The organism is Stenotrophomonas maltophilia group sp. Smal17, assembly GCF_030237045.1.
Classification (GTDB): domain Bacteria; phylum Pseudomonadota; class Gammaproteobacteria; order Xanthomonadales; family Xanthomonadaceae; genus Stenotrophomonas; species Stenotrophomonas forensis.
In genome coordinates this window covers 46,197-69,299 of sequence record NZ_JASJSU010000010.1, presented here as the reverse complement: position 1 = coordinate 69,299, position 23,103 = coordinate 46,197, and the positions used below count along the sequence as shown (strand labels likewise).

The 23,103-nt window shown below is 66.8% G+C and carries 17 protein-coding genes; 11 read left to right on the top strand and 6 right to left on the bottom strand.

Going from position 1 to position 23,103, the window contains the following annotated elements; all coding sequences use genetic code 11:
- Nucleotides 1-61 precede the first annotated feature (61 nt).
- The 7 genes from QRO93_RS04895 (at nucleotide 62) to QRO93_RS04865 (ending at nucleotide 12,084) form a co-directional block, all read left to right on the top strand.
- Nucleotides 62-3,118, top strand: coding sequence for a TonB-dependent receptor domain-containing protein (locus QRO93_RS04895; protein WP_053450285.1), 3,057 nt, complete (start codon nucleotides 62-64; stop codon nucleotides 3,116-3,118).
- 251 nt (nucleotides 3,119-3,369) lie between these two features.
- Nucleotides 3,370-4,974, top strand: a complete 1,605-nt coding sequence (locus QRO93_RS04890) for a glucoamylase family protein (protein ID WP_053450284.1) — start codon at nucleotides 3,370-3,372, stop codon at nucleotides 4,972-4,974.
- 4 nt (nucleotides 4,975-4,978) lie between these two features.
- Complete coding sequence (locus tag QRO93_RS04885; protein ID WP_180879748.1) at nucleotides 4,979-6,319, top strand: sugar ABC transporter substrate-binding protein; 1,341 nt, start codon at nucleotides 4,979-4,981, stop codon at nucleotides 6,317-6,319.
- Complete coding sequence (locus tag QRO93_RS04880) at nucleotides 6,316-7,197, top strand: carbohydrate ABC transporter permease (RefSeq protein ID WP_005410323.1); 882 nt, start codon at nucleotides 6,316-6,318, stop codon at nucleotides 7,195-7,197. The genes QRO93_RS04885 and QRO93_RS04880 overlap by 4 nt, the downstream gene beginning before the upstream one ends.
- Nucleotides 7,194-8,030, top strand: a complete 837-nt coding sequence (locus QRO93_RS04875; RefSeq protein WP_006456347.1) for a carbohydrate ABC transporter permease — start codon at nucleotides 7,194-7,196, stop codon at nucleotides 8,028-8,030. The genes QRO93_RS04880 and QRO93_RS04875 overlap by 4 nt, the downstream gene beginning before the upstream one ends.
- Nucleotides 8,027-11,194, top strand: coding sequence for a discoidin domain-containing protein (locus QRO93_RS04870; protein WP_180879740.1), 3,168 nt, complete (start codon nucleotides 8,027-8,029; stop codon nucleotides 11,192-11,194). Before QRO93_RS04875 ends, QRO93_RS04870 begins: the two co-directional genes overlap by 4 nt.
- A gap of 2 nt (nucleotides 11,195-11,196) precedes the next feature.
- Entirely contained in the window at nucleotides 11,197-12,084 is an 888-nt protein-coding gene (locus QRO93_RS04865) for an endonuclease/exonuclease/phosphatase family protein (RefSeq protein WP_164086725.1), read from the top strand.
- A gap of 177 nt (nucleotides 12,085-12,261) precedes the next feature.
- Here QRO93_RS04865 and rne read toward each other — a convergent pair whose 3' ends face one another.
- Nucleotides 12,262-15,528 carry a ribonuclease E gene (gene rne / locus QRO93_RS04860; protein ID WP_180879738.1) on the bottom strand — a complete coding sequence of 1,089 codons (3,267 nt, stop codon included), beginning with the start codon at nucleotides 15,526-15,528 and terminating at the stop codon, nucleotides 12,262-12,264.
- A 408-nt stretch (nucleotides 15,529-15,936) separates the two neighbouring features.
- On the opposite strand from rne, the gene QRO93_RS04855 reads away from it, so the two are divergent.
- Nucleotides 15,937-16,911, top strand: coding sequence for an RluA family pseudouridine synthase (locus QRO93_RS04855; protein WP_040007401.1), 975 nt, complete (start codon nucleotides 15,937-15,939; stop codon nucleotides 16,909-16,911).
- Between the two features lie 113 nt (nucleotides 16,912-17,024).
- On the opposite strand, the gene zupT is transcribed toward QRO93_RS04855, so the two are convergent.
- The 3 genes from zupT to QRO93_RS04840 form a co-directional block, all read right to left on the bottom strand.
- On the bottom strand, nucleotides 17,025-17,834 hold the full coding sequence (gene zupT / locus QRO93_RS04850) for a zinc transporter ZupT (RefSeq protein ID WP_006456115.1): 810 nt from the start codon (nucleotides 17,832-17,834) through the stop codon (nucleotides 17,025-17,027).
- Between the two features lie 98 nt (nucleotides 17,835-17,932).
- The gene (locus tag QRO93_RS04845; protein ID WP_049458519.1) at nucleotides 17,933-18,349 is read right to left on the bottom strand and encodes an energy transducer TonB; all 417 of its coding nucleotides are present in this window, start codon (nucleotides 18,347-18,349) and stop codon (nucleotides 17,933-17,935) included.
- Nucleotides 18,346-18,696: a 4a-hydroxytetrahydrobiopterin dehydratase gene (locus tag QRO93_RS04840; RefSeq protein WP_049466833.1), complete on the bottom strand. Its 351-nt coding sequence runs from the start codon at nucleotides 18,694-18,696 to the stop codon at nucleotides 18,346-18,348. The genes QRO93_RS04845 and QRO93_RS04840 overlap by 4 nt, the downstream gene beginning before the upstream one ends.
- 90 nt (nucleotides 18,697-18,786) lie before the next feature.
- On the opposite strand from QRO93_RS04840, the gene QRO93_RS04835 reads away from it, so the two are divergent.
- Nucleotides 18,787-19,386: an NfuA family Fe-S biogenesis protein gene (locus QRO93_RS04835; RefSeq protein ID WP_006456023.1), complete on the top strand. Its 600-nt coding sequence runs from the start codon at nucleotides 18,787-18,789 to the stop codon at nucleotides 19,384-19,386.
- Between the two features lie 10 nt (nucleotides 19,387-19,396).
- Complete coding sequence (locus QRO93_RS04830) at nucleotides 19,397-21,169, top strand: hypothetical protein (protein WP_285303977.1); 1,773 nt, start codon at nucleotides 19,397-19,399, stop codon at nucleotides 21,167-21,169.
- A 140-nt stretch (nucleotides 21,170-21,309) separates the two neighbouring features.
- Here the strand turns inward: QRO93_RS04830 and QRO93_RS04825 are convergent, their stop codons facing one another.
- Both QRO93_RS04825 and QRO93_RS04820 read right to left on the bottom strand, forming a co-directional pair.
- Entirely contained in the window at nucleotides 21,310-21,723 is a 414-nt protein-coding gene (locus QRO93_RS04825; protein WP_053450276.1) for a barstar family protein, read from the bottom strand.
- On the bottom strand, nucleotides 21,723-22,175 hold the full coding sequence (locus tag QRO93_RS04820) for a ribonuclease domain-containing protein (protein WP_164241217.1): 453 nt from the start codon (nucleotides 22,173-22,175) through the stop codon (nucleotides 21,723-21,725). Before QRO93_RS04820 ends, QRO93_RS04825 begins: the two co-directional genes overlap by 1 nt.
- A gap of 218 nt (nucleotides 22,176-22,393) precedes the next feature.
- Here QRO93_RS04820 and QRO93_RS04815 point away from each other — a divergent pair, with 218 nt between their 5' ends.
- Complete coding sequence (locus QRO93_RS04815) at nucleotides 22,394-23,005, top strand: superoxide dismutase (RefSeq protein WP_005410310.1); 612 nt, start codon at nucleotides 22,394-22,396, stop codon at nucleotides 23,003-23,005.
- Nucleotides 23,006-23,103: the final 98 nt, after the last annotated feature.

Here is a 23,103-nt window from a genome sequence, read left to right as displayed (position 1 = left end):
TTCTTTTTTGATTGATCGCAGGGACCGCGCACGCGGTCACCGCCACCCGGAGATTGAGTTGATGATGCACACCACCTTCCGCACGCCGGCACGCCGGCTGCTGAGCACCGCACTGGTCAGCTGCCTGATGCTGGCCGCCGCTCCGAACGTCATGGCGCAGTCGGCCAATGCCAGCCTTCGTGGCCAGGTGGCCGGCGCCCAGGCAGGCACCGAAGTCACCGCCACCAACGTGGCCACCGGCACCGTCCGCCGCGGCACCATCCGTGCCGATGGCAGCTACTCGCTGATGGGCCTGGATCCGGGTACCTATGACGTGGTCGCCAATGGCCAGTCGCAGAAGGTCACCGTCACCGTGGCCTCGACCGCTACCCTGAACTTCGCCGGTGCGGCCAGCAGCACCCCGGGCTCGACCGCAGCGACCAACCTCGACACCGTCAATGTCGTCGCGCCGACCCTGCTGCAGGAAGTGCGCACCTCCGAAGTCGGCAAGACCGTCAGCCTGCAGCAGATCCAGACCACCCCGCAGGTCTCGCGCAACTTCCTGGAGTTCGCCGACGCGGTTCCGGGCATGATCTTCACCCGTGATGCCAAGGGCAACACCTCGCTGCGCGGCGGTGCCACCAATGCCGATGGCACCAATGTCTACATCGATGGCGTGGGCCAGAAGAGTTACGTGAAGGGCGGCGGCGTCGCCGGCCAGTCCGGCAGCGCGGGCAACCCGTTCCCGCAGCTGGCCATCGGCGAGTACAAGGTCATCACCGGCAACTACAAGGCCGAGTATGGCCAGGTCTCCAGTGCCGCCGTCACCGCGGCGACCAAGTCGGGTACCAACGAGTTCAAGGGTGAGGCGTTCTACCGCTACACCGATGAAGACATGCGTGCGATGACCCCGGCCGAGCGCCAGCCGAACAAGTCGAAGATGGTCTCGGCCGAGAAGGAATACGGCTTCGCCCTGGGCGGCCCGATCATCCAGGACAAGGCCCACTTCTTCGTCACCTATGAAGCCAAGCGCTTCGACCTGCCGGTGACCATTGCCCCGCACGGCGCGGTGACCAGCAAGGCCGACCGCGTGCCGGCCGACGCACAGGCCGGCCTGGGCCCGGCCAGCCAGCCGTTCCAGCAGGACCTGATCTTCGGCAAGATCGACTTCGAGCCGACCGACAACGACCGCCTGGAACTGACCTTCCAGGACCGTGACGAAACCCAGCAGCAGTTCTCGGACCAGACCGCGCCGATGCACGGCAAGGAAACCAAGAACACCGACCGTCGTTACGCGTTGCGCTGGAATCACAGTGGTGAGCGTTACTACAACGAGCTGATGGTCACCCACGAGGATTCGTTCAACAATCCCAAGCCGCTGAGCATGGGCAACGGCTTCAACTACACCGCTCCGGACGGCGCCAACGAAGAGCGCCCGATCGTCTCGATCGGCGGCTCGTCGGCGATGTCGTCGCAGGTGAAGGGGCAGAAGGGCTGGTCGATCGAAGACAACCTGACCCTGGATGGCATCCAGTGGGCCGGTGACCACACCATCAAGATGGGCGCCAAGTACAAGCAGATCGACCTGTACGCCTCCGACGCGGCGCAGATCAATCCGCAGTTCTACTACACCATCGACAACCCGACCTTCCCGGACAGCATTCCGTACAAGGCGCAGTTCGTGAAGCCGGTGACCGGCGTGTCCGGCGTGTCCGGCGAAGTGCGCTCGAAGGTCAAGCAGATCGGCCTGTTCATCCAGGACGACTGGCAGGTCAACGACCACCTGCAGCTGAACCTCGGCCTGCGCTGGGACTACGAGAAGAACCCGTCCTACCTGGACTTCGTGACCCCGCCGGAAGTGGTCAATGCGCTGTTCGCGCAGGACCCGCGTGCTGCGGCTGGCCAGAGCTACGCCGATACGCTGGCGCTGAGCGGCCTGAACATCAACGATTACATCAGCAACGGCCACAACCGCAAGGCGTTCAAGGATGCCTGGCAGCCGCGCCTGGGCTTCTCGTATGACATCAATGCCGACGAGCAGCACGTGATCCACGGTGGTGCGGGCCGTTCCTACGACCGCGACCTGTTCGACTACCTGCAGCTGGAAACCACCAAGCTGGCGCTGCCGCAGCCGACCATCTACTTCCGCAACCCGGCCACCGGCCAGTGCTTCCAGGGCAACGCCGCCTGCTATGACTGGAATCCGAACCTGCTCAACGGCATCGGCAACCTGCAGAGCCTGGTCGGTTCGACCAGCAATGCCGGCCTGGAAGTGGACCTGCTGAACAACAACCTGAAGGTGCCTTACGCCGACCAGTTCAGCCTGGGCATGAGCAACCAGATCGGCGAGTGGCTGACCGACGCCACCATCTCGCGCACGCTGACCTACGATGGCTTCGCCTTCACCCTGGGCAACCGCTATCCGACCGGCAACTTCTTCGATGACCCGCGCCTGTGCGGCGGTACCCAGGCCGGCCTGGGCCAGGCCTGGAGCTGCAACGTGCCGGGCTTCGGCAGCCTGATCATCGGCCAGCAGGGCATCAAGACCCGCGCCACCCAGATCCTGCTGTCGGCGCAGAAGCCGTTCACCCAGGAAAGCGGTTGGGGCACCTCGATCGCCTACACCTGGACCACCGCCCGCCACAACCGTGACATCAACGAGCACTACGCGTTCGACCGCGGCGTGATCGGTGACTACCCGACCATCCGCTCCAACGGTGCGCCGCGCCACCGCTTGGTGGTGACCGGATCGTACGCGGGCTTCTGGGGCATCACCTTCGGTGGCAAGCTGACCCTGGCCACCCCGACCGCGATCAACGACTGGTACGGCGTGCCGCAGGCCAACGGCTTCGACCTGCCGACGCCGATGGCGGCGGTTCCGGGTGGCAATGGCCGGTTCCTGCTGGGTGGCAAGATCTTCGGCTACCGCTCGGTCGACCTGCAGGCCACCAAGACGTTCAAGATGCCGGGCGATACCGAGCTGTATGCGCGTATCGACATCATCAACGTGTTCAACTTCGACAACTTCTCGAACTACAACTACTACAAGAACGGCAAGCTGACCGCGAGCTACAACGAGACCGGCGACATCGTCGGTACGCCGCGCCAGGTGAAGGCTGAAGTGGGCTTCCGCTTCTAAGCGGTCCAGCCTGCAGCAGTACTCCGATGCCGCCGGTCCGCCGGCGGCATCGGCAGGATGAACAACGGCAATGGCCGGCCGCGTGCCGGTCCATTGCCCACGCCGCTGCCGGCCAGGGGGCAGCGGCGTGGGCAATGATCGCGGTGTCAAACCACGTTTTTCGTGGTTTTTTCAGCCTGCACCTTGTAAACGATTTCAGATCATTGGACGTTATGCTTTCCCATCGATCAGACCACCGGAGGAACCGCGCCATGCAGGCACGCCATCTGTTGTCCGCCGCAGCGTTGAGCCTGGCCGTGGCCGCCTGCCAGCCGGCCCAGCAGGAGCCTGCCAAGCCGCGGCCGCCGGTGATCCTGATCGAGGCCGATGCACCGCCGCGGCCGATGAAGCCGGAGCTGCCGCCGCTGTTCGACGACATCGAGCGCCGCACCTTCCAGTTCTTCTGGGACACCACCAACGAGATCAACGGCCTGACCCCGGACCGCTATCCGTCGCGGCCGTTCGCCAGCATCGCCTCGGTCGGCTTCGCGCTGACCGCCTATCCGATCGGCATCGAGAACGGCTGGGTCAGCCGCAACCAGGCGATCGACCGCACCCTGACCACGCTGAAGTTCTTCCGCGACGTGCCGATGGGCCCGCAGCGCACCGGCAAGGCCGGCTACAAGGGCTTCTACTACCACTTCCTGGACATGCAGGAAGGCCGTCGCTACGACAGCTGGGTCGAGCTTTCGTCGGTGGATACCGCGTTGCTGATGATGGGCGTGCTGTTCGCGCAGTCGTACTACGATGGCGACGATCCGCGCGAGAAGGAAATCCGCCAGATCGCCGACACGCTGTACAGGAAGATCGACTGGCCGTGGCTGCAGCAGCGTGCACCGCTGATCTCGATGGGCTGGTTCCCCGAAAGCGGCTTCATCGACCATGACTGGATGGGCTACAACGAGGCGATGATGGTCTACATCCTTGCCCTGGGCTCGCCGACGCACCCGGTCAGCCCGGATGCCTGGACGGTATGGACGCGGACCTACGACAACGACTGGGGTGTCTACCAGGGCCAGGAATACCTGTCCTTCGGCCCGCTGTTCGGCCACCAGTACAGCCACGTCTGGATCGACTTCCGCGATATCCAGGACGCGTACATGCGCGAGCGCGGCAGCACCTATTTCCTCAACAGCCGTTCGGCCGCGCTGGCCCAGCGCGAGTACGCCATCGCCAACCCGATGCAGTGGAAGGACTATGGCGAGAACGTGTGGGGCCTGACCGCCAGCGACGGCCCGCAGAACACCACCCAGGAATACCGCGGCGAGCAGCGCCAGTTCCGCCATTACTCTTCGCGCGGCGCCGGCCTGCGCGAGAACTTCGATGACGGCACCATCGCCCCGACCGCCGCGATCGCGTCGGTGGTGTTCGCGCCCGAGCAGGTGATCCCGGCCACGCTGGAGATGCACAAGCGCTATGGCGACTACATCTATTCCAGCTACGGTTTCCTGGATTCGTTCAATCCCAGCTTCAACTACGACATTCCGATCAAGACCGGCCGCCTGGTGCCGGATCGTGGCTGGGTCGCCAGCGACTACATCGCCATCGACCAGGGCCCGATCCTGACCATGATCGCCAACTACCGGAACGATTTCGTGTGGGAAGTGATGAAGAAAAATCCGTACATCCGCAAGGGGCTGGAGCGGGCCGGGTTCAGTGGTGGCTGGCTGGCGCCGGAAGGCTCGTTCCAGCCGCTTGAACTGCAGAAGGACGAAAAGGCCGCGGCGGCACGCGCGGTGGGTATCGCCGAATCACGCGCGGCTGCCGCGCAGGAACAGAAGAACAATGCCAACCGCACCACAGGCCAGGGCAAGTAACCCGATGCCGAACTGGATCGACCGCCTGCGCCGCTGGGCGCTGCCTGCCCTGGCCGCACTGGCCGTGGCCGGCTGCGCCCGCACCGAGCCGGGCACCACCACCGTGCGTTTCTGGGCGATGGGCCGCGAGGCCGAAGTAGTCAGCGAGCTGATCCACGAGTTCGAGGCCGAGAACCCCGGCATCAAGGTGGATGTGCAGAACATTCCCTGGACCGCCGCGCACGAGAAACTGTTGACGGCGTTCGCCGCCGACGGCCTGCCGGATGTATGCCAGCTCGGCAACACCTGGGTGCCCGAGTTCGCCGAACTCGACGCGCTGATGCCGCTGCAGCCGTTCGTGCAGCGTTCGTCCGTGGTGGACCCGAAGGACTATTTCCAGGGCATCTGGGATACCAACGTGATCCATGGCGAGCTGGTCGGCGTGCCGTGGTATGTCGATACCCGCCTGATCTACTACCGCAAGGACCTGCTGGCCAAGGCCGGCTACGACCATCCGCCGCGCACCTGGCAGGAGTGGGACGAGCAGATGGCCGCGATCAAGAAGATGCAGGGGCCGAACCGCTACGCGGTACTGATGCCGATCAACGAGTTCGAGCAGCAGCTGTCGCTGGCGCTGCAGCAGCCCGACCCGCTGCTGCGCGACGATGACACCCGAGGCAATTTCGCCAGCCCGGGGTTCCGCCGCACGCTCGCCTTCTACGCCAACATGTTCGAGCAGGGCTGGGCGCCGAAGATGTCCGAGACGCAGATTTCCAACGTCTGGGACGAGTTCTTCCGGGGCTTCAACGTGTTCTACATCTCCGGGCCCTGGAACATCCGCGAGTTCAAGAAGCTGCAGCCGAAGGAGCTGGAAGGGCAGTGGGGTACCGCGCCATTGCCGGGTCCGGATGGCCCGGGGGCCGGCATCGCCGGTGGCACCAGCCTGGTGATCTTCCGCAAGTCGCAGCAGAAGGAGGCCTCGTGGAAGCTGATCGAGTTCCTGTCGCGGCCGGAAATCCAGGCGCGTTTCCATTCGATCATCGGCGACCTGCCGCCGCGCCGCAGTACCTGGAATGCGCCATCGCTGGCCAATGATCCGCTGGCGGTTGCGTTCCGTGACCAGCTGGAGCGGGTCAAACCGACGCCGAAGGTGCTCGAATGGGAGCGCATCGTGCAGGAAATGCGCATCGTCACCGAAAAGGTGGTGCGTGGTGGCCTGCCGCAGGACAAGGCGGTGGAAGAGCTGGACCAGCGCGTGGACAAGGTGCTGGCCAAGCGCCGCTGGATGCATGAACAACAACGCCTGCAGCAGCGCGCGCCGTCGCCGCAATCGAGCAGTGCCGTGGCCGCCGGGAGCGCGCAATGAAACGTACTTCACTTGCCGGCTGGATCTTCGCCGGCCCTTCGCTGATCGTGCTGGGCGTGTTCTTCGGCCTGCCGGTGGCCTCGGCGCTGGCGCTGAGCGTGACCGACTTCGACCTCTACGCGCTGGCTGACAGCAGCAACCTGCGCTTCGTCGGCCTGGGCAACTACATCGATCTGCTGCAGACACCGATGTTCTGGAAGTCGTTGTGGAACACCACCTACTTCGTGCTGATCGGCGTGCCGTTGTCGATCGGCGTGTCGCTGGGCGCGGCGATGCTGCTCAATGCACCGGCCGCGCGCTTCAAGGCGCTGTTCCGCACCGCGCTGTTCGCCCCGGTGGTGACCACACTGGTGGCGGTGGCAGTGATCTGGCGCTACCTGTTCCATACCAGTTACGGGCTGGTGAACTACGGCCTGGGCCATCTGGGCATCAGCCCGATCGACTGGCTGGGCGATCCCAACTGGGCGATGCCGACCATCATGCTGTTCGCGGTGTGGAAGAACTTCGGCTACAACATGGTGATCTTCCTGGCCGGCCTGCAGGCGATCCCGCATGACCTGTACGAGGCCGCGCGCATCGACGGCGCCTCACGCTGGAAGCAGTTCCTGCACATCACCCTGCCGATGCTCGGCCCGGTGCTGCTGGTGGTCGGGGTCATTACCGTGTCCGGCTACTTCCAGCTGTTCGCCGAGCCGTACGTGATGACCCGTGGCGACCCGCTGCAGAGCACCGTCAGCGTGCTGTATTTCATGTTCGAGGAAGGCTTCAAGTGGTGGAACCTGGGACGCGCCTCCGCAGTGGCGTTCCTGCTGTTCCTGATCATCCTGGCGGTGACCACCGTGATGCTGCGTTTCGGCCGCAAGAGGCAGTTGGTATGAGTCGTGAAATCGGCCAGTCGCGCTGGTACCCGTGGATGATCAATGGTGCGTTGCTGGTGCTGGCCCTGGTCAGCCTGGCGCCGCTGCTGTGGATGGTGTCGGTGTCGTTCATGCCGCAGGGCGAGGCCAGCCATTTCCCGCCGCCGCTGCTGCCTTCGAGCATCACCACGCACAACTACCATGAGCTGTTCGCGCGCACCGGCATGGGCGGCAACTTCGCCAACAGCCTGCTGGTGTCGCTGGGCATCACCATCGGTTCGCTGCTGCTCAACACCATGGCCGGCTATGCCTTCGCCAAGCTGAACTTCGTCGGCCGCGAGCGCCTGTTCCAGGTGCTGATGGCCGCGCTGGTGATCCCGGCGCAGGTGGCGATGCTGCCGCTGTTCCTGCTGATGAAGCAGCTGGGCCTGGTCAACAGTTTCGGCGGCGTGATCGTGCCGGCGCTGGCCAGCGTGTTCGGTATCTTCCTGGTCCGCCAGTACGCGCGTTCGATCCCGGACGAGCTGCTGGAAGCGGCGCGCATCGACGGGGCAGGGGAGCTGCGCATCTTCTTCCAGATCGTGCTGCCGATGCTCAAGCCGGTGCTGGTGACCCTGGCGATCTTCACCTTCATGGGCGCATGGAACGATTTCATGTGGCCGTTGATCGTGTTGACCGACCAGGAGCACTACACTTTGCCGGTGGCACTGGCCACCCTCTCGCGCGAACACATCATGGACGTGGAAATGATGATGGCCGGCGCGGTGGTCACCGTGGTCCCGGTGCTGGCGCTGTTCCTGGTGCTGCAGCGGTACTACATCCAAGGTCTGTTGCTGGGGAGCGTCAAGGGATGAAGCGAGCGATCGCCGTTGGATTGGGCCTGTTGTGGACCTCCCTGGCGATCGCCGCGCCGCCGGCGCTGCCGGCACCGAAAGTGCTGGACGATTTCGACGATATCGGCGCCTGGAAACTGGTCCTGTCCGACCAGGTCAGTGGTTCGTTGCGCCCGGTCAGTGGTGCCGGTGGTGGCCGCGCGCTGTGCCTCGACTACGATTTCCACAAGGTCTCCGGCTACGTCGGCATCCGTCGCGCGCTCAACATCGAGTACCCGGTCAACTATCGCTTCGGCTTCCAGCTGCGCGGTGATTCGCCGGGCAATGACCTGCAGTTCAAGCTGATCGACGCCAGCGGTGACAACGTGTGGTGGGTCAACCGCCCCGGCTACAGCTTCCCCAAGGCGTGGACGCCGGTCGAGTACCGCCGCCGGCAGATCGACAAGGCGTGGGGGCCGTCGCCCGAGAAGGAGATGGCGCGCAGTGCCGCGGTCGAGTTCACGATCTACAGCAAGGTCGGCGGCCGGGGCACGGTGTGTTTCGACAGGCTGACCCTGCAGGGCCTGCCGCCGCAGGATGATTCAGCGCTGGTGCCATCGGTGATCGCCGATACCGCCACCGCGCTGCAGGACCGCATGATCGACGGCAAGAGCGATACGTTCTGGATCAGCGGTGGCGTCAAGCAGCAGACCATCAGCCTGGACCTGCACAAGAGCCGCGAGATCGGCGGTGCGGTGATCGACTGGCTGCCGGATCTGGAAGCGCGCCGTTATACCGTGCGCACCTCGGAGGATGGCCGCGACTGGCGCACCGTACGCGAAGTGACCAGCGGTGCCGGTGGCCGCGACTGGCTGGCGCTGCCGGATACCGACGCACGCTACGTGCGCTTTGACCTGCAGGACGGCCCGAACTGGCGCTATGGCATCCGCGACATCATGCTCAAGCCGCTGGCCTTTGCCGCCACTCCGAACGCATTCCTGTCGTCGGTGGCTGCCGACCTGCCGCGTGGCGCGCTGCCGCGCGCCTATGTCGGTGAACAGCCGTACTGGACCCTGCTGGGCCTCGATGGTGGCCAGGAGCAGGCGTTGATCAGCGAAGACGGCGCACTGGAGCCGGCCAAGGGCAGCTTCAGCATCGAACCGTTCATCCGGCTCGATGGCAAGCTGCTGGACTGGTCGAAAGTGGCCATCACCCAGTCGCTGCAGGACCACTATCTGCCGATCGCCAACGTCGACTGGGTACACGAGAAGGTCGGCCTGGCCGTGACCAGCTTCGTGCAGGGCACGCCGGAGCGCGCGCAGCTGATCGGCCGCTACCGGCTGAGCAATCCGGACAAGGTCGCGCACGAGTACACCCTGGCACTGGCGATCCGCCCGTGGCAGGTCAACCCGCCGACCCAGTTCCTCAACACCGTCGGCGGCTTCAGCCGCATCGATGCGCTGGATGTCGGCGAACAGCTGGTGCGGATCAATGGTGAGCCGCGCATCTACCCGCTGCAGGTGCCGGACGCGCGCTTCGCCAGCACGTTCGACGGCAAGCTCGATGCGATGCATCTGGCCAGCGGCAAGTACCCGGCCACCACGGCGGTGAAGGACAGCACCGGCATGGCGTCGGGCGCGCTGATGTATACGATCAAGCTGGAGCCCGGCCAGAGCCGCGAAGTGGCGGTGGTACTGCCGCAGACCGGCGGCTGGGCGCCCAGGGCGCTGGATGTGGCCAAGGCCCAGGCACAGGTGGCCGAGCAGTGGCGACAGAAGCTGGGCGTGGTCTCGCTGCAGGTGCCGGCGGCCGGCCAGGCGCTGGTCGACACCCTGCGTACCGCGGTGGCGCACATGCTGATCTCGCGCGTTGGGCCGCGCCTGCAGCCGGGTACGCGTTCCTACGCGCGCAGCTGGATCCGCGATGGCGCGATGATTTCCGAAGGTCTGCTGCGCATGGGCCGCAGCGACGCCGTACGTGACTACATCAACTGGTATGCGCCGTACCAGTTCGAGAACGGCAAGGTGCCGTGCTGCGTCGATGCGCGCGGCAGCGACCCGGTGCCGGAGAACGACAGCCACGGCGAGCTGATCTACAGCATTGCCGAATATGGGCGCTACACCGGCGACAGTACCTTCGTCGAACTGATGTGGCCGCACGTGCAGGGCGCCTATACCTACATGGAACAACTGCGCGCCAGCGAGCGCACCGAGGAAAACCGGGCGCGCAACCCGGCCTTCTACGGCATGATGCCGGCCTCGATCAGCCACGAAGGCTATTCGGCCAAGCCGATGCATTCGTACTGGGACAACTTCTGGGCACTGCGCGGTTACAAGGACGCTGCGCTGCTGGCGACCCAGCTGGGCAAGGTCGAGGCGATGCAGATTGCCGAATCGCGCGACCAGTTCCGCGATGACCTGCAGGCGTCGTTGCTGTCTGCGATGCAGCAGCACAACATCGATTACCTGCCGGGTTCGGCCGAGCTGGGCGATTTCGATGCAACCTCGACCACCATCGCGCTGGCCCCGGGCGGTGAGCAGGGCCGCCTGCCGCAGCAGGCGCTGGAAGCGACCTTCGAGCGCTACTGGAAGGAATTCGTGGCCCGCCGCGATGGCAAGCGCGAGTGGAAGGACTACACCCCGTACGAGTGGCGCAACGTGGCCGCGTTCGTGCGCCTGGGCTGGCGCGATCGCGCCTGGCAGGCCACCGGGTTCTTCTTCAATGACCGTGCGCCGCAGGCCTGGAACCAATGGGCGGAAGTGGTGTCACGCACGCCGCGCAAGCCGTTCTTCGTCGGTGACCTGCCACACGCCTGGGTCGCCTCGGACTTCGTGCGCTCGGCGCTGGACATGTTCGCCTACAACCGCGACATGGACGACGCACTGGTGCTGGCCGCCGGCGTGCCCGCCGCGTGGCTGCAGGGCGAGGGCATTGCCGTGCAGGGGCTGCGCACGCCGCAGGGCCAGCTCAACTACCGCCTGCAGCGCAGTGACAAGCAGCTGGTGCTGGAGCTGCAGCCGGGCCTGGTGCCGCCGGTGGGCGGCGTGGTGCTGCCCTGGCCGTATGCCGGTGATCCGGGTGATGCCACCGTCAACGGTGAAGCGGTTGAGTGGATCAACAAGGAACTGCACGTGCACCAGTTGCCGGCGCGGGTCGAGATCGAAGTGCCGGGCGCGGTGCGCCGCGCCGAACGCAAGGGACAGTAACGATGAAGCAGCAGGGGGCGAGGGTGCGCACGTCGGTGCGCGCCCTGGGGCTGGCACTGGCACTGGCACTGCCGGGCGTGGTGATGGCGGTCGAGCCCGCGGCCACCGCCGCGTCGGCTGACGAGGCCAATGTGCCTGGCATGAGCATGGTCACCTTCAACCTGCACCATGACCGCGAAGACTGGCCGAGTCGGCGCCGCACCATCCTGGCCGAGCTCAAGCGCCTGCAGCCGGATGCGGTTGCCCTGCAGGAGGTGATCCAGCGCCGCAACGTGCGAAACCAGGCGCAGTGGCTGGCCAGCCAACTCGGCTACACGTACGTGTTCGTGTCCACCGATCCGGTCGGGGCCCCGAAACGCTATGGCAACGCCCTGCTGACCCGGCGTCCGATCCTGGCCCACGGCGATCACCTGCTGCAGCCGCTGGACGATTACCGAACCGTCGCCCACCTGCGCATCGATGTCGATGGAACGCCGGTGAATGTCTACGCCACGCACCTCAACGAGCGCAGCGACGAGCGTGGCCAGGGCATCCGCCGCAGCCAGGTGGAAGACCTGCTGCGCTTCATCAGTGACACCTCGGCCGGTGCGCCGGTGGTGATCGCGGGCGACTTCAATGCACTGGTGGATGCCGGCGACCTGAGCGCGCTGCGCAGCCGTTACGGTGACAGCTATGGCAGCGTGCACGTCAATACGGACCTGGCCGGGGTCAGTACCTTGAACCGGCACTATTACCAGGCGCCCTCGCGGATCGACCACATCTTCTTCCAGCAGGACGAACTGGTCGCGCGCGAGGCGAAGCTGTTGTTCGACCAGCCCGACGACAGCGGTCGCTGGGCCTCGGATCATTACGGCGTGTGGACCCGGTTGCAGTTCGCGCCGAAACCCTGAGATAGACCCGCTCTGGTAGGTGCCAACCTTGGTCGGCACCGGCGTGTCCGCGTACATTCAATCAACGGCGCCAACCAAGGTTGGCCTCTACCAGGGCGAAGCCAGCGCCAATCACACAAACAAAAACGGCGGGGATCATCGATCCCCGCCGTTTCGATTCACACGATCAGGACGCGATCAGTGCGCCGGCGGCGTGCGCTTGGCGGCTTCTTCGTCTTCTTCGTGGGCCTTGGCTTCGGCAGCCTGGGCTGCAGCGTCGGTGTGACCATCGGCAACCGGGTCAATCGACGGTGCCACCACGGCCTCGGCGACCGGGGCAGCGGCTTCCACCGGAGCGGCCTCGACCGCCACCGGGGCGACCGGCTGTTCGGCGATCGGCGCGGTCTCGACGACCGGCGTGGCTTCAATCGCCGGAGCGGCGTCCACCACCGGGGCGGCCTCAACGGCCACCGGCTGGGCTTCCGCCACCGGGGAAGCGTCAACAACCTCCGGCTTCGATTCCACCACCGGCGCTGCCTCGGCCACGACCGGCTTCGTCTCAACAGCCGGGGCAGCTTCAACGACCGGGGCAGCCTCGACCACCGCCTGCGTTGCTTCCGTCACCGGGGTCGCAACGGCCGCCGGCTGCACCGGCGTCGCAGCGTCGATGGCATCGAGCATGCTGGTCTGTACCGGCGACGGTGCCGGTTCGGCCTTGACCGTAGCTTCGACCGGAGCCTTCGCTTCGGCCACGACCGGCGCAGCGGCTTCGACCACGGCGCTGCTCACCACCGCGACCGGCGCGGCGACAACGGCAGCAGCGGCGCGAGCCGGCTTTGCGGCGTCGGTAGCGGCGGGCTCGACTTCATCATCGAAGTCGAACTCCGGCTGCGAACGAGCCGGCTGCGCAGCAGCGACCGGCGCGGTGCCGGCAGTGCTGTCAGCGGTCGGCTCGGCGACATCAGTGTCATCGCCGTCGTCACCGTCGTCCTGGTCATCGCCCAGAACGTCGCTGCCGGCAGCGTTCTCGGCGCCACCGCGACGACGGCGACGGCCACCGCGACGGCCGCGACGACGGCGGGTCGCGCCTTCGCCGGCCTGGTCACCGTTGGCGTCGGTTGCAGCCTCATCGGCGGTCACGGCAACCACTTCGGCCTCGTTGCCGGTGCTGCTGGTGGCGTCGACCGGTGCGGCGGCTTCAGCCGGAGCGGAAGCGGCCGGGGCCACCGGAGCCACTGGCGCCGTGGCTTCCTGGGCGGTCACCACGTTGGCGGCGACAGCCGTGGCAGCCACGGCTGCAGCCGCAGTCACGGCTTCGGCCGGTGCGTCGGCGGCGTTGCGCTGCGGCTTCTCGGCCGGCTTGTCACCGTCCTGCTGCGGGCGCGGCTGCTTCGGCTGCTTCAGCTTCGGCTGCTGCGGGTTCTGGCCCTGCTGCTCGTTGCGCGGCTTGTTCTGCTGCTGCGGCTGCTGGCCATCCTTCTGCTGCGGCTCCTTCTGCTTGCCCTGCTGCGGCTGCTGCTGGGCATTGCCGTTGTTACCGTTGCGGCCGTCCTTGCGCTGCTCACCGCGGTCCTTGCGGTTGCCGCCGTCCTTCTGCTGCTGTGCGTTGCCGTTGCCGCCGTTGCCACGGTTGTCGTCGCGACGGTCCTTGCGGTCCTTGTTGCGATCCTTGTTGCGGTCCTTGCGGCCGCCGTCCTGCTGCTGGCGCGCCGCCGGAGCCGCCGGCGCCGGTGCGGGGGCCGGTTCGCCACCGAACACGCGCTTGAGCCAACCGATCACGCCACCGCTCGGAGCCTGCGCCACCGGCGCGGCCACCACCGGGGCCGGAGCGGCCGCGGCCGGCTCCACTTCCTCGCGCACCGGGGCGGGGGAGGTGTGCTTGACCTGGGTCACCGCCGGCGGCGGGATGTTCAGCTGGCCCTTGGTCAGGGCGTGCACCGGCAGCTTGCGCGGGGTGCCGCGCTGGTAGCTGGGCTTGTTGCTCTCTTCGCCCAGCTCGTTCTCGCGCAGGCGGGTCACGGTGTAGTGCGGGGTGTGCAGCTGCTCGTCGGCGACGATCACGATCGGCGCTTCGTGGCGCTGCTCGATCTCGCGCAGGGCGCTGCGCTTTTCGTTCAGCAGGTAATTGGCGATCTCCACCGGGGCCTGGACCAGCACCTGCCCGGTGTTCTCCTTCATCGCATGCTCTTCGGCGACGCGGATGATCGACAGTGACAGCGACTCGACGCTGCGCATGCGGCCGTGGCCGTCGCAACGCGGGCAGACGATCTGGCTGGACTCGCCCAGGCTCGGACGCAGGCGCTGGCGGCTCATTTCCAGCAGGCCGAAGCGCGAGATGCGGCCGACCTGCACGCGCGCGCGGTCGTACTTCAGCGCGTTGGCCAGGCGGTTCTCGACCTCGCGCTGGTGCTTGTTGGAGGCCATGTCGATGAAATCAATTACCACCAGGCCGCCGAGGTCGCGCAGGCGCAGCTGGCGGGCCACTTCCTCGGCCGCTTCCAGGTTGGTCTGGAACGCGGTGTCCTCGATGTCGCTGCCCTTGGTGGCGCGCGAGGAGTTGACGTCGACCGCGGTCAGCGCTTCGGTCTGGTCGACCACGATCGAGCCACCCGACGGCAGGCGCACGTTGCGCTCGTAGGCGCCTTCGATCTGCGACTCGATCTGGAAGCGGTTGAACAGCGGGATGTCGTCCTTGTAGTGCTTGAGCTTGCGCAGGGTCTGCGGCATCACCTGCTGCATGAACTCGCGGGCGTGCTCGTACATCTCCTCGGTGTCGACCAGGATCTCGCCGATGTCGGCGCGCAGGTAGTCACGCAGGGCGCGCACGATCAGGCGCGATTCCTGGTAGATCAGGAACGGGGCCGGCTTGCTCAGCGCGGCCTCGGCGATGGCACGCCAGACGTTGAGCAGGTAGTCCAGATCCCACTGCAGCTCTTCGGCATCGCGGCCGACGCCGGCGGTGCGGATGATCACGCCCATGTCGTCGGGGATGTTCAGCTTGTCCAGGGCGTCCTTCAGCGCGGCCCGGTCTTCGCCTTCGATGCGACGGGAGACACCGCCCGCGCTCGGCGAGTTCGGCATCAGCACCATGTAGCGGCCGGCCAGCGAGATGAACGTGGTCAGGGCGGCGCCCTTGTTGCCGCGCTCTTCCTTGTCCACCTGGACGACGATTTCCTGGCCTTCCCGCAGCAGCTCACGGATGCCGGCCTTGTTGTGGTCGACACCGGCCTGGAAGTAGTCGCGGGAGATTTCCTTCAGCGGCAGGAAGCCATGGCGGCCACCACCGTATTCGACGAAGGCCGCTTCCAGCGAGGGCTCGATGCGGAAGATCCGGCCCTTGTAGATGTTGGACTTCTTCTGTTCCTTCGACGGCTGTTCGATGTCGATGTCATACAACGACTGGCCATCCACGATGGCAACACGCAGCTCTTCAGCCTGCGTGGCGTTGATCAGCATTCGCTTCATTGTTGCGTTCCTCGCAAGCGGCTACCGCGCGGAACGCCATGGGGTTTCGCCTCTGGACACGGCTCGCCGCCCATTCGCGCAAGCGCGGGGAGGGCGGCTTGGGTTTCCAGCGCTACGACACCACGGCAGGCCGCGGGAGCGCTTCACTCTTATGGGTTTTTGGGTGTTGCAGGGCCGCAGGCAGCTGTCAGCCAGGCTGGAGCGCCACGCGGGACATGTTCAGCACGGTTGCGTGTCAGGCATCCGGCGATGGCCGGGAAGGCCGGTGAGCCGCTAACATGGCCGCCCCGCGGGCGGTGGTCGCGCACTGTGCCGGATTCGTCGGAAGCTGGGCTTCTGGCCCTGAGTAACTTCCAACGAAATCAATCCCTTATCTCGCCCCCCGAGTGTAACAGAATAAACAGCCTGATGACCGCCCAAGACCCCACCAAGCCCGCTGGCGACAAGCCTTCCGTGCGCATGATCACCGTTCCCGCCGACCGCGCCGGCCAGCGCCTGGACAACTTCCTGCTTGGCCAGCTGAAAGGCGCCCCGCGCAGCCTGGTCTACAAGCTGGTGCGCAGCGGACAGGTGCGGGTGAACGGCGGCCGGGCCAAGGCCGAACGCAAGCTGGAGGCCGGAGACGAGGTGCGTGTGCCGCCGGTTCGTCTCACCGAAGAGGGAGACAAGGCCGGTCCTCCGGAGGCGTTCATGCGCCGGCTGGAGCAGGCCATCGTCTTCGAGGACGCCCGCCTGCTGGCCCTGAACAAGCCCACCGGCGTGGCCAGCCACGGTGGCAGCGGCATCAGTTTCGGCGCCATCGAGACCCTGCGTGCGCTGCGCCCGGGGCAGACCCTGGAGCTGGTCCACCGGTTGGATCGCGACACATCGGGCCTGCTGATCGTGGCCAAGAAGCGCTCGGCGCTGAGCGAGCTGCAGGCGTTGCTGCGTGAAGACCACGGCGCCGGCATCCGCAAGCGCTACCTGACCCTGCTGACCGGGCGCATGCCCGACGGCGTGATGACGGTCGATGCGCCGCTGCACGTGGGCCTGCGCCAGGGCGGCGAGCGCCATGTGCAGGTCAACGCGATCGGCAAGGAATCGATCAGCCACTTCCGCGTGCTGGAGCGTCGCGGCGGCCATTCGTACTGCGAGGTCCGCATTGAGACCGGCCGCACCCACCAGATCCGCGTGCATGCCCAGCACCTGGGGCATCCGGTGGCCGGTGACGACAAATACGGCGATCCGGTCGTCAACAAGCGGCTTCGTGAGCAGATCGGGCTGAAGCGCCTGTTCCTGCACGCAGCCTCGCTGGAGTTCGCACTGGACGACGGCAAGAGCCCGTACGTGCTGAACGCGCCGCTGGCCGACGAGCTGGTCGAGGCGCTGGATCGGCTGAAGTAGGCAGGACAGGCAGCGCGCCGTATCCCCTTGTAGAGTCGAGCTTGCTCGACTGCTGTTCGGTCGAGGAATGTCAGTCGAGCAAGCTCGACTCTACGGGGCGGGCCTGGAATTCCTCACCACTTGAACAGCACCAGGCTGATCGCCAGCGTGCCCATGCCCGCCACCAGCCCGTACACCGTCTCGTGGCCCTTGGCATAGCGCTTGGCCGCCGGCAGCAGCTCGTCCAGCGCCAGGAACACCATCACGCCGGCAATCAGCCCGAACACCCAGCCGAAGGTGGCGTGCGACAGTGATCCGGACAGCAGCCAGTAGCCCAGCGCCGCGCCCACCGGCTCGGCCAGGCCCGACAGCAGGCTGGCGCTGAACGCATAGAACTTGTTCTGGGTGGCGAAGTACACCGGCACCGCGATCGCGATGCCCTCCGGAATGTTGTGGATGGCGATGGCGAAGGCCAGCGGCATGCCTACCGACGGGCTCTCCAGGGTCGCGAAGAACGTTGCCAGCCCTTCCGGGAAGTTGTGTGCGGTGATGGCGATCGAGGTCAGCAGGGCGACCCGCTTCAGGTACTCGCGGCTGTTCTCGCGGAATGCCGGGTCCTGCTTGTCCAGGCTGTCATGCGGGTTGGGGATGAAGTGGTCGATCAGCACGATCACGATCACGCCCAGCAGGAACGCCAGGGTGCCGTAGGTGAAGCCGGTGCGCTCGCCATAGGCCAGCGCGAAGGATGCAATGGACTTGTTGAGGATCTCCGACAGCGACACGTAGACCATGGCGCCGCCGGCGAAGGCCAGACCGAAGGCCAGCAGGCGCGGATTGGGCCGGCGCGAGAACAGCACCAGCAGGCTGCCGATGGCGGTGGCGAGACCGGCCGCGAGGGTGACCGCGAGCGCGATCCAGACGTTTTCGGGGGGAATCTGCAGCATGTACCGACGCGATCCTGGTCAACAGACAACCGCCCCGGGCAAGGCCGGGGCGGCGAGGGCGAGGCGGGCGTCGGCTGGCCTCGTCGGGGCGCGCGTGATCAACCGCCGCGGCGCAGGCGTTCTTCGATGGCGAAGCACTGGTCCGGCTTCGGCTGCGGCGGGTTGAAGCTGACCGGCACCTGGATGGTGGCCGGCACCGGCTGGCCGTTGCGGGTGGCGGCATTGAACTGCCAGCCCTGCACGGCGGTCTTGGCCAGCTCGTCCAGCTGCGGGTTGCCGGCGCCGGTCAGCAGGGCGACCTCGCTCGGCTTGCCGTCGGTACCGATGGTGACCTTGAAAGTGCTGGTGCCGCCCACGCCCATGCAGGCCAGTTCCAGCGGGTACTGCGGCGGCGGCGTCTTCACCGCGGCCACTTCGGTCGGCGGCGGCGGGGGCGGTGCCGGCGGTTCGGACGCGCCGCAGCCGGCCAGGCCGGTCGCAGCGAACAGGGACAGGCTCAGCAGGCGTACGTTCATGGCAGTTGCTCCGTCAGGGCCGAAGTCTTTGCCGCGCAGATGAAGTCGTTCTCGCTCAGGCCGCCCACATCGTGGGTGGAGAAGCGCACGACCGCGCGGTCGTAGTGCACGCCCAGGTCCGGATGGTGGTCCTCGCGGTGGGCGATCCAGGCCAGCGCGTTCACGAATGCCATGGTGGCGTAGTAATCCTTGAAGCGGAAGGTGCGCGACAGGGCCTGGCCGCCCTCGCTCAGCTCCCAGCCGGGAACCTGCGGCAGCAGTTCGGCCAGGCGGGCTTCGCCAAGCTTGTGGTCGCTGCCTTTGCGCGGCACGCAACGGGCCTGGGCCAGTGGAATCAGGTCGGCCATGGGAATCTCCACCTCGTGTTGACTGAACAATGCGCCGGACGGTGTATAAACCGAATGAGCGGCTGACGCTTACTTGGCTAGAATAGCCTGATGATCCAGATCTCCGACACTGCCCAGACCCATTTCCGCAAGTTGATCGAACGCGAGGGCGTGCCCGGCATGGGCGTGCGCCTCAGTGCGGTCGATCCCGGTACCCCGCGCGCCGATGCCCGGCTGGAATTCGCCGAACCGACCGATCTGCTCGGCGACGAGTGGGCGGTGGACTGCGATGGTTTCACCCTCTATGTCGATGCCAGCAGCGTCGGCTGGCTCGATGGCGCCGAGATCGACATCGTCGCCGGCACCGCCGGTGCCCAGCAGCTGACTATCAAGGCGCCGCGCATCAAGGGCGAAGCGCCCGGCGATGCCGCCTCGCTGGTCGAGCGCGTGCATTGGGTGGTCGAGAACGAAATCAATCCGCAGCTGGCCTCGCATGGCGGCAAGGTGGCCGTGCAGGAAGTCTCGGCCGACGGCGTGGTGCTGCTGCGCTTCGGTGGTGGCTGCCAGGGCTGCGGCATGGCCGACGTGACCCTCAAGCAGGGCATCGAGAAGACCCTGATGGGCCGCGTGCCGGGCGTGACCGCTGTACGTGATGCGACCGACCACGACAGTGGCCACGCGCCGTACATCCCTCGCGGCAACGCCGCCTGATCGCTGACGCGTGCCACTGACCCGGGCCGAGCAGCTCATCGACCTGCTGCTGGCGCGCCAGCAGCCCGGGGCCGTCCTCGAGAAAACCACGCGCCTGCCCTATGGCTGGGCGCTGTGGCTGCGCTCGCTCGGTCCATTGCCGCGGCCGCTGCATGCCGGCGAGATCATCGCGGTGCTGTTGCCGCGTCCGTTGCCCGGGCCACCCGGGCAATCACCGCGTTTGTCCCCGTGGCAGGCGCTGCGCCGGTTGTTCTGGCAGGACTGGGATGCCGCACCGCGCGATCAGCGCTGGATGCGCTGGACCTCGGCACTGGCCAGCGCGCTGTTGCATCTGCTGTTCTTCGTGCTGCTGCTGTGGGTGGCGGTGATCCGCACCACGGCGCCGGAGGAAGAGGGCGCTGAAGGCGAGCGCGTGCAGGTGGAATTCGTCGGCCGCGCTACCCAGGAAGGCGGTGGCGACCAGCCGGGCGCCGAAGCCGCTGCCGCCGCGCCGGCTGGGCAGGTGGCGGCCGGCCGCGAGGCGGGAGCCGCCACCGCACCGCAACCGCGTCCTGCCGCAGCGTCGACGCCTGCGCCCATGCCGGCGCCGGCAGCGACCGCCAGCGTGCCTGCGCCGCCGGCTGAAGCCGAACCCGCGCCGGTCGCGGCACCGCCGCCTTCGCCGGTGCAGGCCACCGAGGTGGCCGAGGCCAGCACCGACTTCGTAGTGCCGCCGGTCAGCGTGCCGCGCACCGAAGTCAGCATCGTGCCGCGCGACACCACACCCACCGTGCGCGAGCGCAGCGTGCAGCCGTTGCAGGCGCCCCCTGTGCCGACGCCGCTGCATGCACCGGTCGTTGCGGTGCGCACGCCGCAGTTGCGTGACATCCAGGTACAGGAGCGCGAAGTCAGTACGGTCGACGCCCCGGTGGCGCCGCAGCCGCTGCGCACCGCGGATGTGCAGGTACGCCTTCCGCAACAGGATCTGCAGGTGCGCGAACGCGAGGTGCAGGCCGTGGTCGATCCGCAGGTGCGCATGGCGGCCGTGGCCGGCCGTGAGCCGACCGTACATGCGCCGGCGGGCCGTGACGTGCAGGTGCGCGAACGCGAAGTCGCCTCGGCACCAGCGGCGGCGCCATCACCTTCCACTGGCAGTGCCCCCGCGGCAACCGCAGCGCCTGCGGCCAGCAGCAGCGCGGCGCAGGCCAGCAGCACGACGGCGCGCACGTCGGCATCCAGTACCGCACCGGCCCAGGCCGGCGCGCGCCCGGCACCCGACCCGGGCAATTGGGCCACGCCTGCCAAGGGCGATGACTGGGGGGCATCCAGCCGCAACCGCGACGGTGCCAGCAGTGGCGCGCGCCAAGCCAATGCCGCTGCCTCCGGCAAGGGCAGCGGTCTGTTCAATGCCGATGGCAGCGTGCGGGTGCCGGGGCAGGAGGGCGACGGGCGCGCCGAACGGGGCGCCCCCGGCGGTGCCAACGATGGCTGGACCAAGGAGCGTATCGCCCAGTCCGGCACCTGGTTGAAGCGGCCGCCGTACGACTACACGCCTACCTCGTTCGACAAGTACTGGGTGCCGCAGGAATCGCTGCTGGCCGAGTGGGTGCGCAAGGGCATCAAGTCGATGGAGATTCCGTTGCCGGGCACCGGCACGAAGATCTCCTGCGTGATCTCGATCCTGCAGGCCGGTGGTGGCTGTGGCCTGACCAACCCGAACATGCAGGACCAGCCAGCGGTGGCGCGTCCGCCGCCGGACATCCCGTTCAAGAAAGAGTTGCAGGAAGATAACGGGAGCCGCTAGGCAAGGGGCCGCGCCCCGCACGCTGGCCGGCTCGCGCTTTGGTAGGTGCCAACCTTGGTTGGCACAGAAACGCCGACCAAGGTCGGCATCTACCGGAGCACGCATGCCGACCAAGGTCGGCCTCCACCAGGGCAGTGACCTCACGCGCTCTGCGACAGGAACACCCAGAACGGCACGTCACGGCCAACCCAGTCGCGGCTGGTTTCGTCCATCACCTCCAGCAGGGTGTCGAAGTCCTTCTGCGTGGCGGCACGCAGTGCATCGACGTCGGCCAGGAACAGTGCATAGCCGTTGGCCGGCAGCCATTGCAGGTCGCGCAGGTTGTCCGACAGAGCATCCCAGTTGCCGCCGAACCCCGCCGGGAAATCCAGCTGCGCGGCCAGTCGTGCCAGCAGAGTGCGCTTGTCGGCCACGCCTTCCAGATCGATGCGGATCACCTTCAGGCCGGCATCGCGCATCGCCGCGGCCAGCGCGTCGATGTCGTCGCTGTCGATGGCGTAGACGCCGGCATTGTTGATGTCATGCAGGCCGAGGCCGAAATCATCGTGGCTCATCACTGCGCTCCCTGGGCCGGTACGGTGAAGCTGCGGAACGATTCATAGTGGTCGTCGGTGTAGTACCACGCCTCTGGCGGATCGCCACCGGTGACGATGCGGCGCGTGCCACGGGTGCGTGCGCCAGGCGTGTCGACGGTGTACTCGCGGTAGTAGCCGCGCGCGCGCTGCGGCAGCTGCTGCTCGCGGTTGCCGAAGGTGCTGCCGTCCTGGCGGTGCGGGAACGGACCACCGCGCTGTATCAGCGCGATGGTCTGGCGCGCCTCGGCGGGCAGGAACGCGGGCAACCCGCCATCGGTGCGGGCTGCCGGCGTGGCCGGGGCCTTCGCGGCAGGCGCGCCCTGCAGTTCGGGCGCGAACTGCGGCGCTGGCGCACGCTGCATGAAGTGGTTGGCGACCAGGCCGAGCAGCAGCAGGGCGATGGCGGTGATCAGCAGCCGGGGGTTGCGCATGGGCACGGGCAGGCGAGGGCGAGGCACGCACTGTAACGCCTGTGCGCTGCACGGGGCATGAGGAACGCGCGCGTCACCGCTGCGTAACAATTGCCGGCATGCTCACCGGCAGGACGCAATTTCCTTTACATCCCCCTTGGTAATCTTGCGGTCTGTCCCCATCATTCACCGCGCACTGCCCGACACCGTCGGGTGCCCTCGCAATCAGGAGATGCATCATGGCCTACACCCTGCCCAAGCTGTCCTACGCCTACGACGCGCTGGAACCGCATATCGATGCGGCGACGATGGAAATCCATCACACCAAGCATCACCAGACCTACATCAACAACGTCAACGCGGCGCTGGAAGGCACCGAGTACGCTGACCTGCCGGTCGAAGAGCTGGTGAAGAAGCTCAAGTCGCTGCCGGAGAACCTGCAGGGCCCGGTGCGCAACAACGGGGGTGGCCATGCCAACCACTCGCTGTTCTGGACCGTGATGGCGCCGAATGCCGGCGGCAACCCGGTGGGCGACGTGGCCAAGGCGATCGACAAGGACCTGGGTGGCTTCGACAAGTTCAAGGATGCCTTCACCAAGGCTGCGCTGACCCGTTTCGGCAGCGGCTGGGCATGGCTGAGCGTCACCCCGGACAAGAAGGTCGTGGTCGAGAGCACCGGCAACCAGGACAGCCCGCTGATGGAAGGCAACACCCCCATCCTCGGCCTGGACGTGTGGGAACACGCGTACTACCTGAAGTACCAGAACCGCCGTCCGGAATACATCGGCGCGTTCTTCAACGTCATCGACTGGAACGAAGTCGAGCGCCGCTACCAGGAAGCGATCGCCTGATCGGCGTCGCGGGTTGAAATGAAAAGGCCGGGGGAAACCCCGGCCTTTTTGCTTGCCAGCTTCTGGCCGTCGCGCGGGACCTGGTGGGTGGCGCCCTT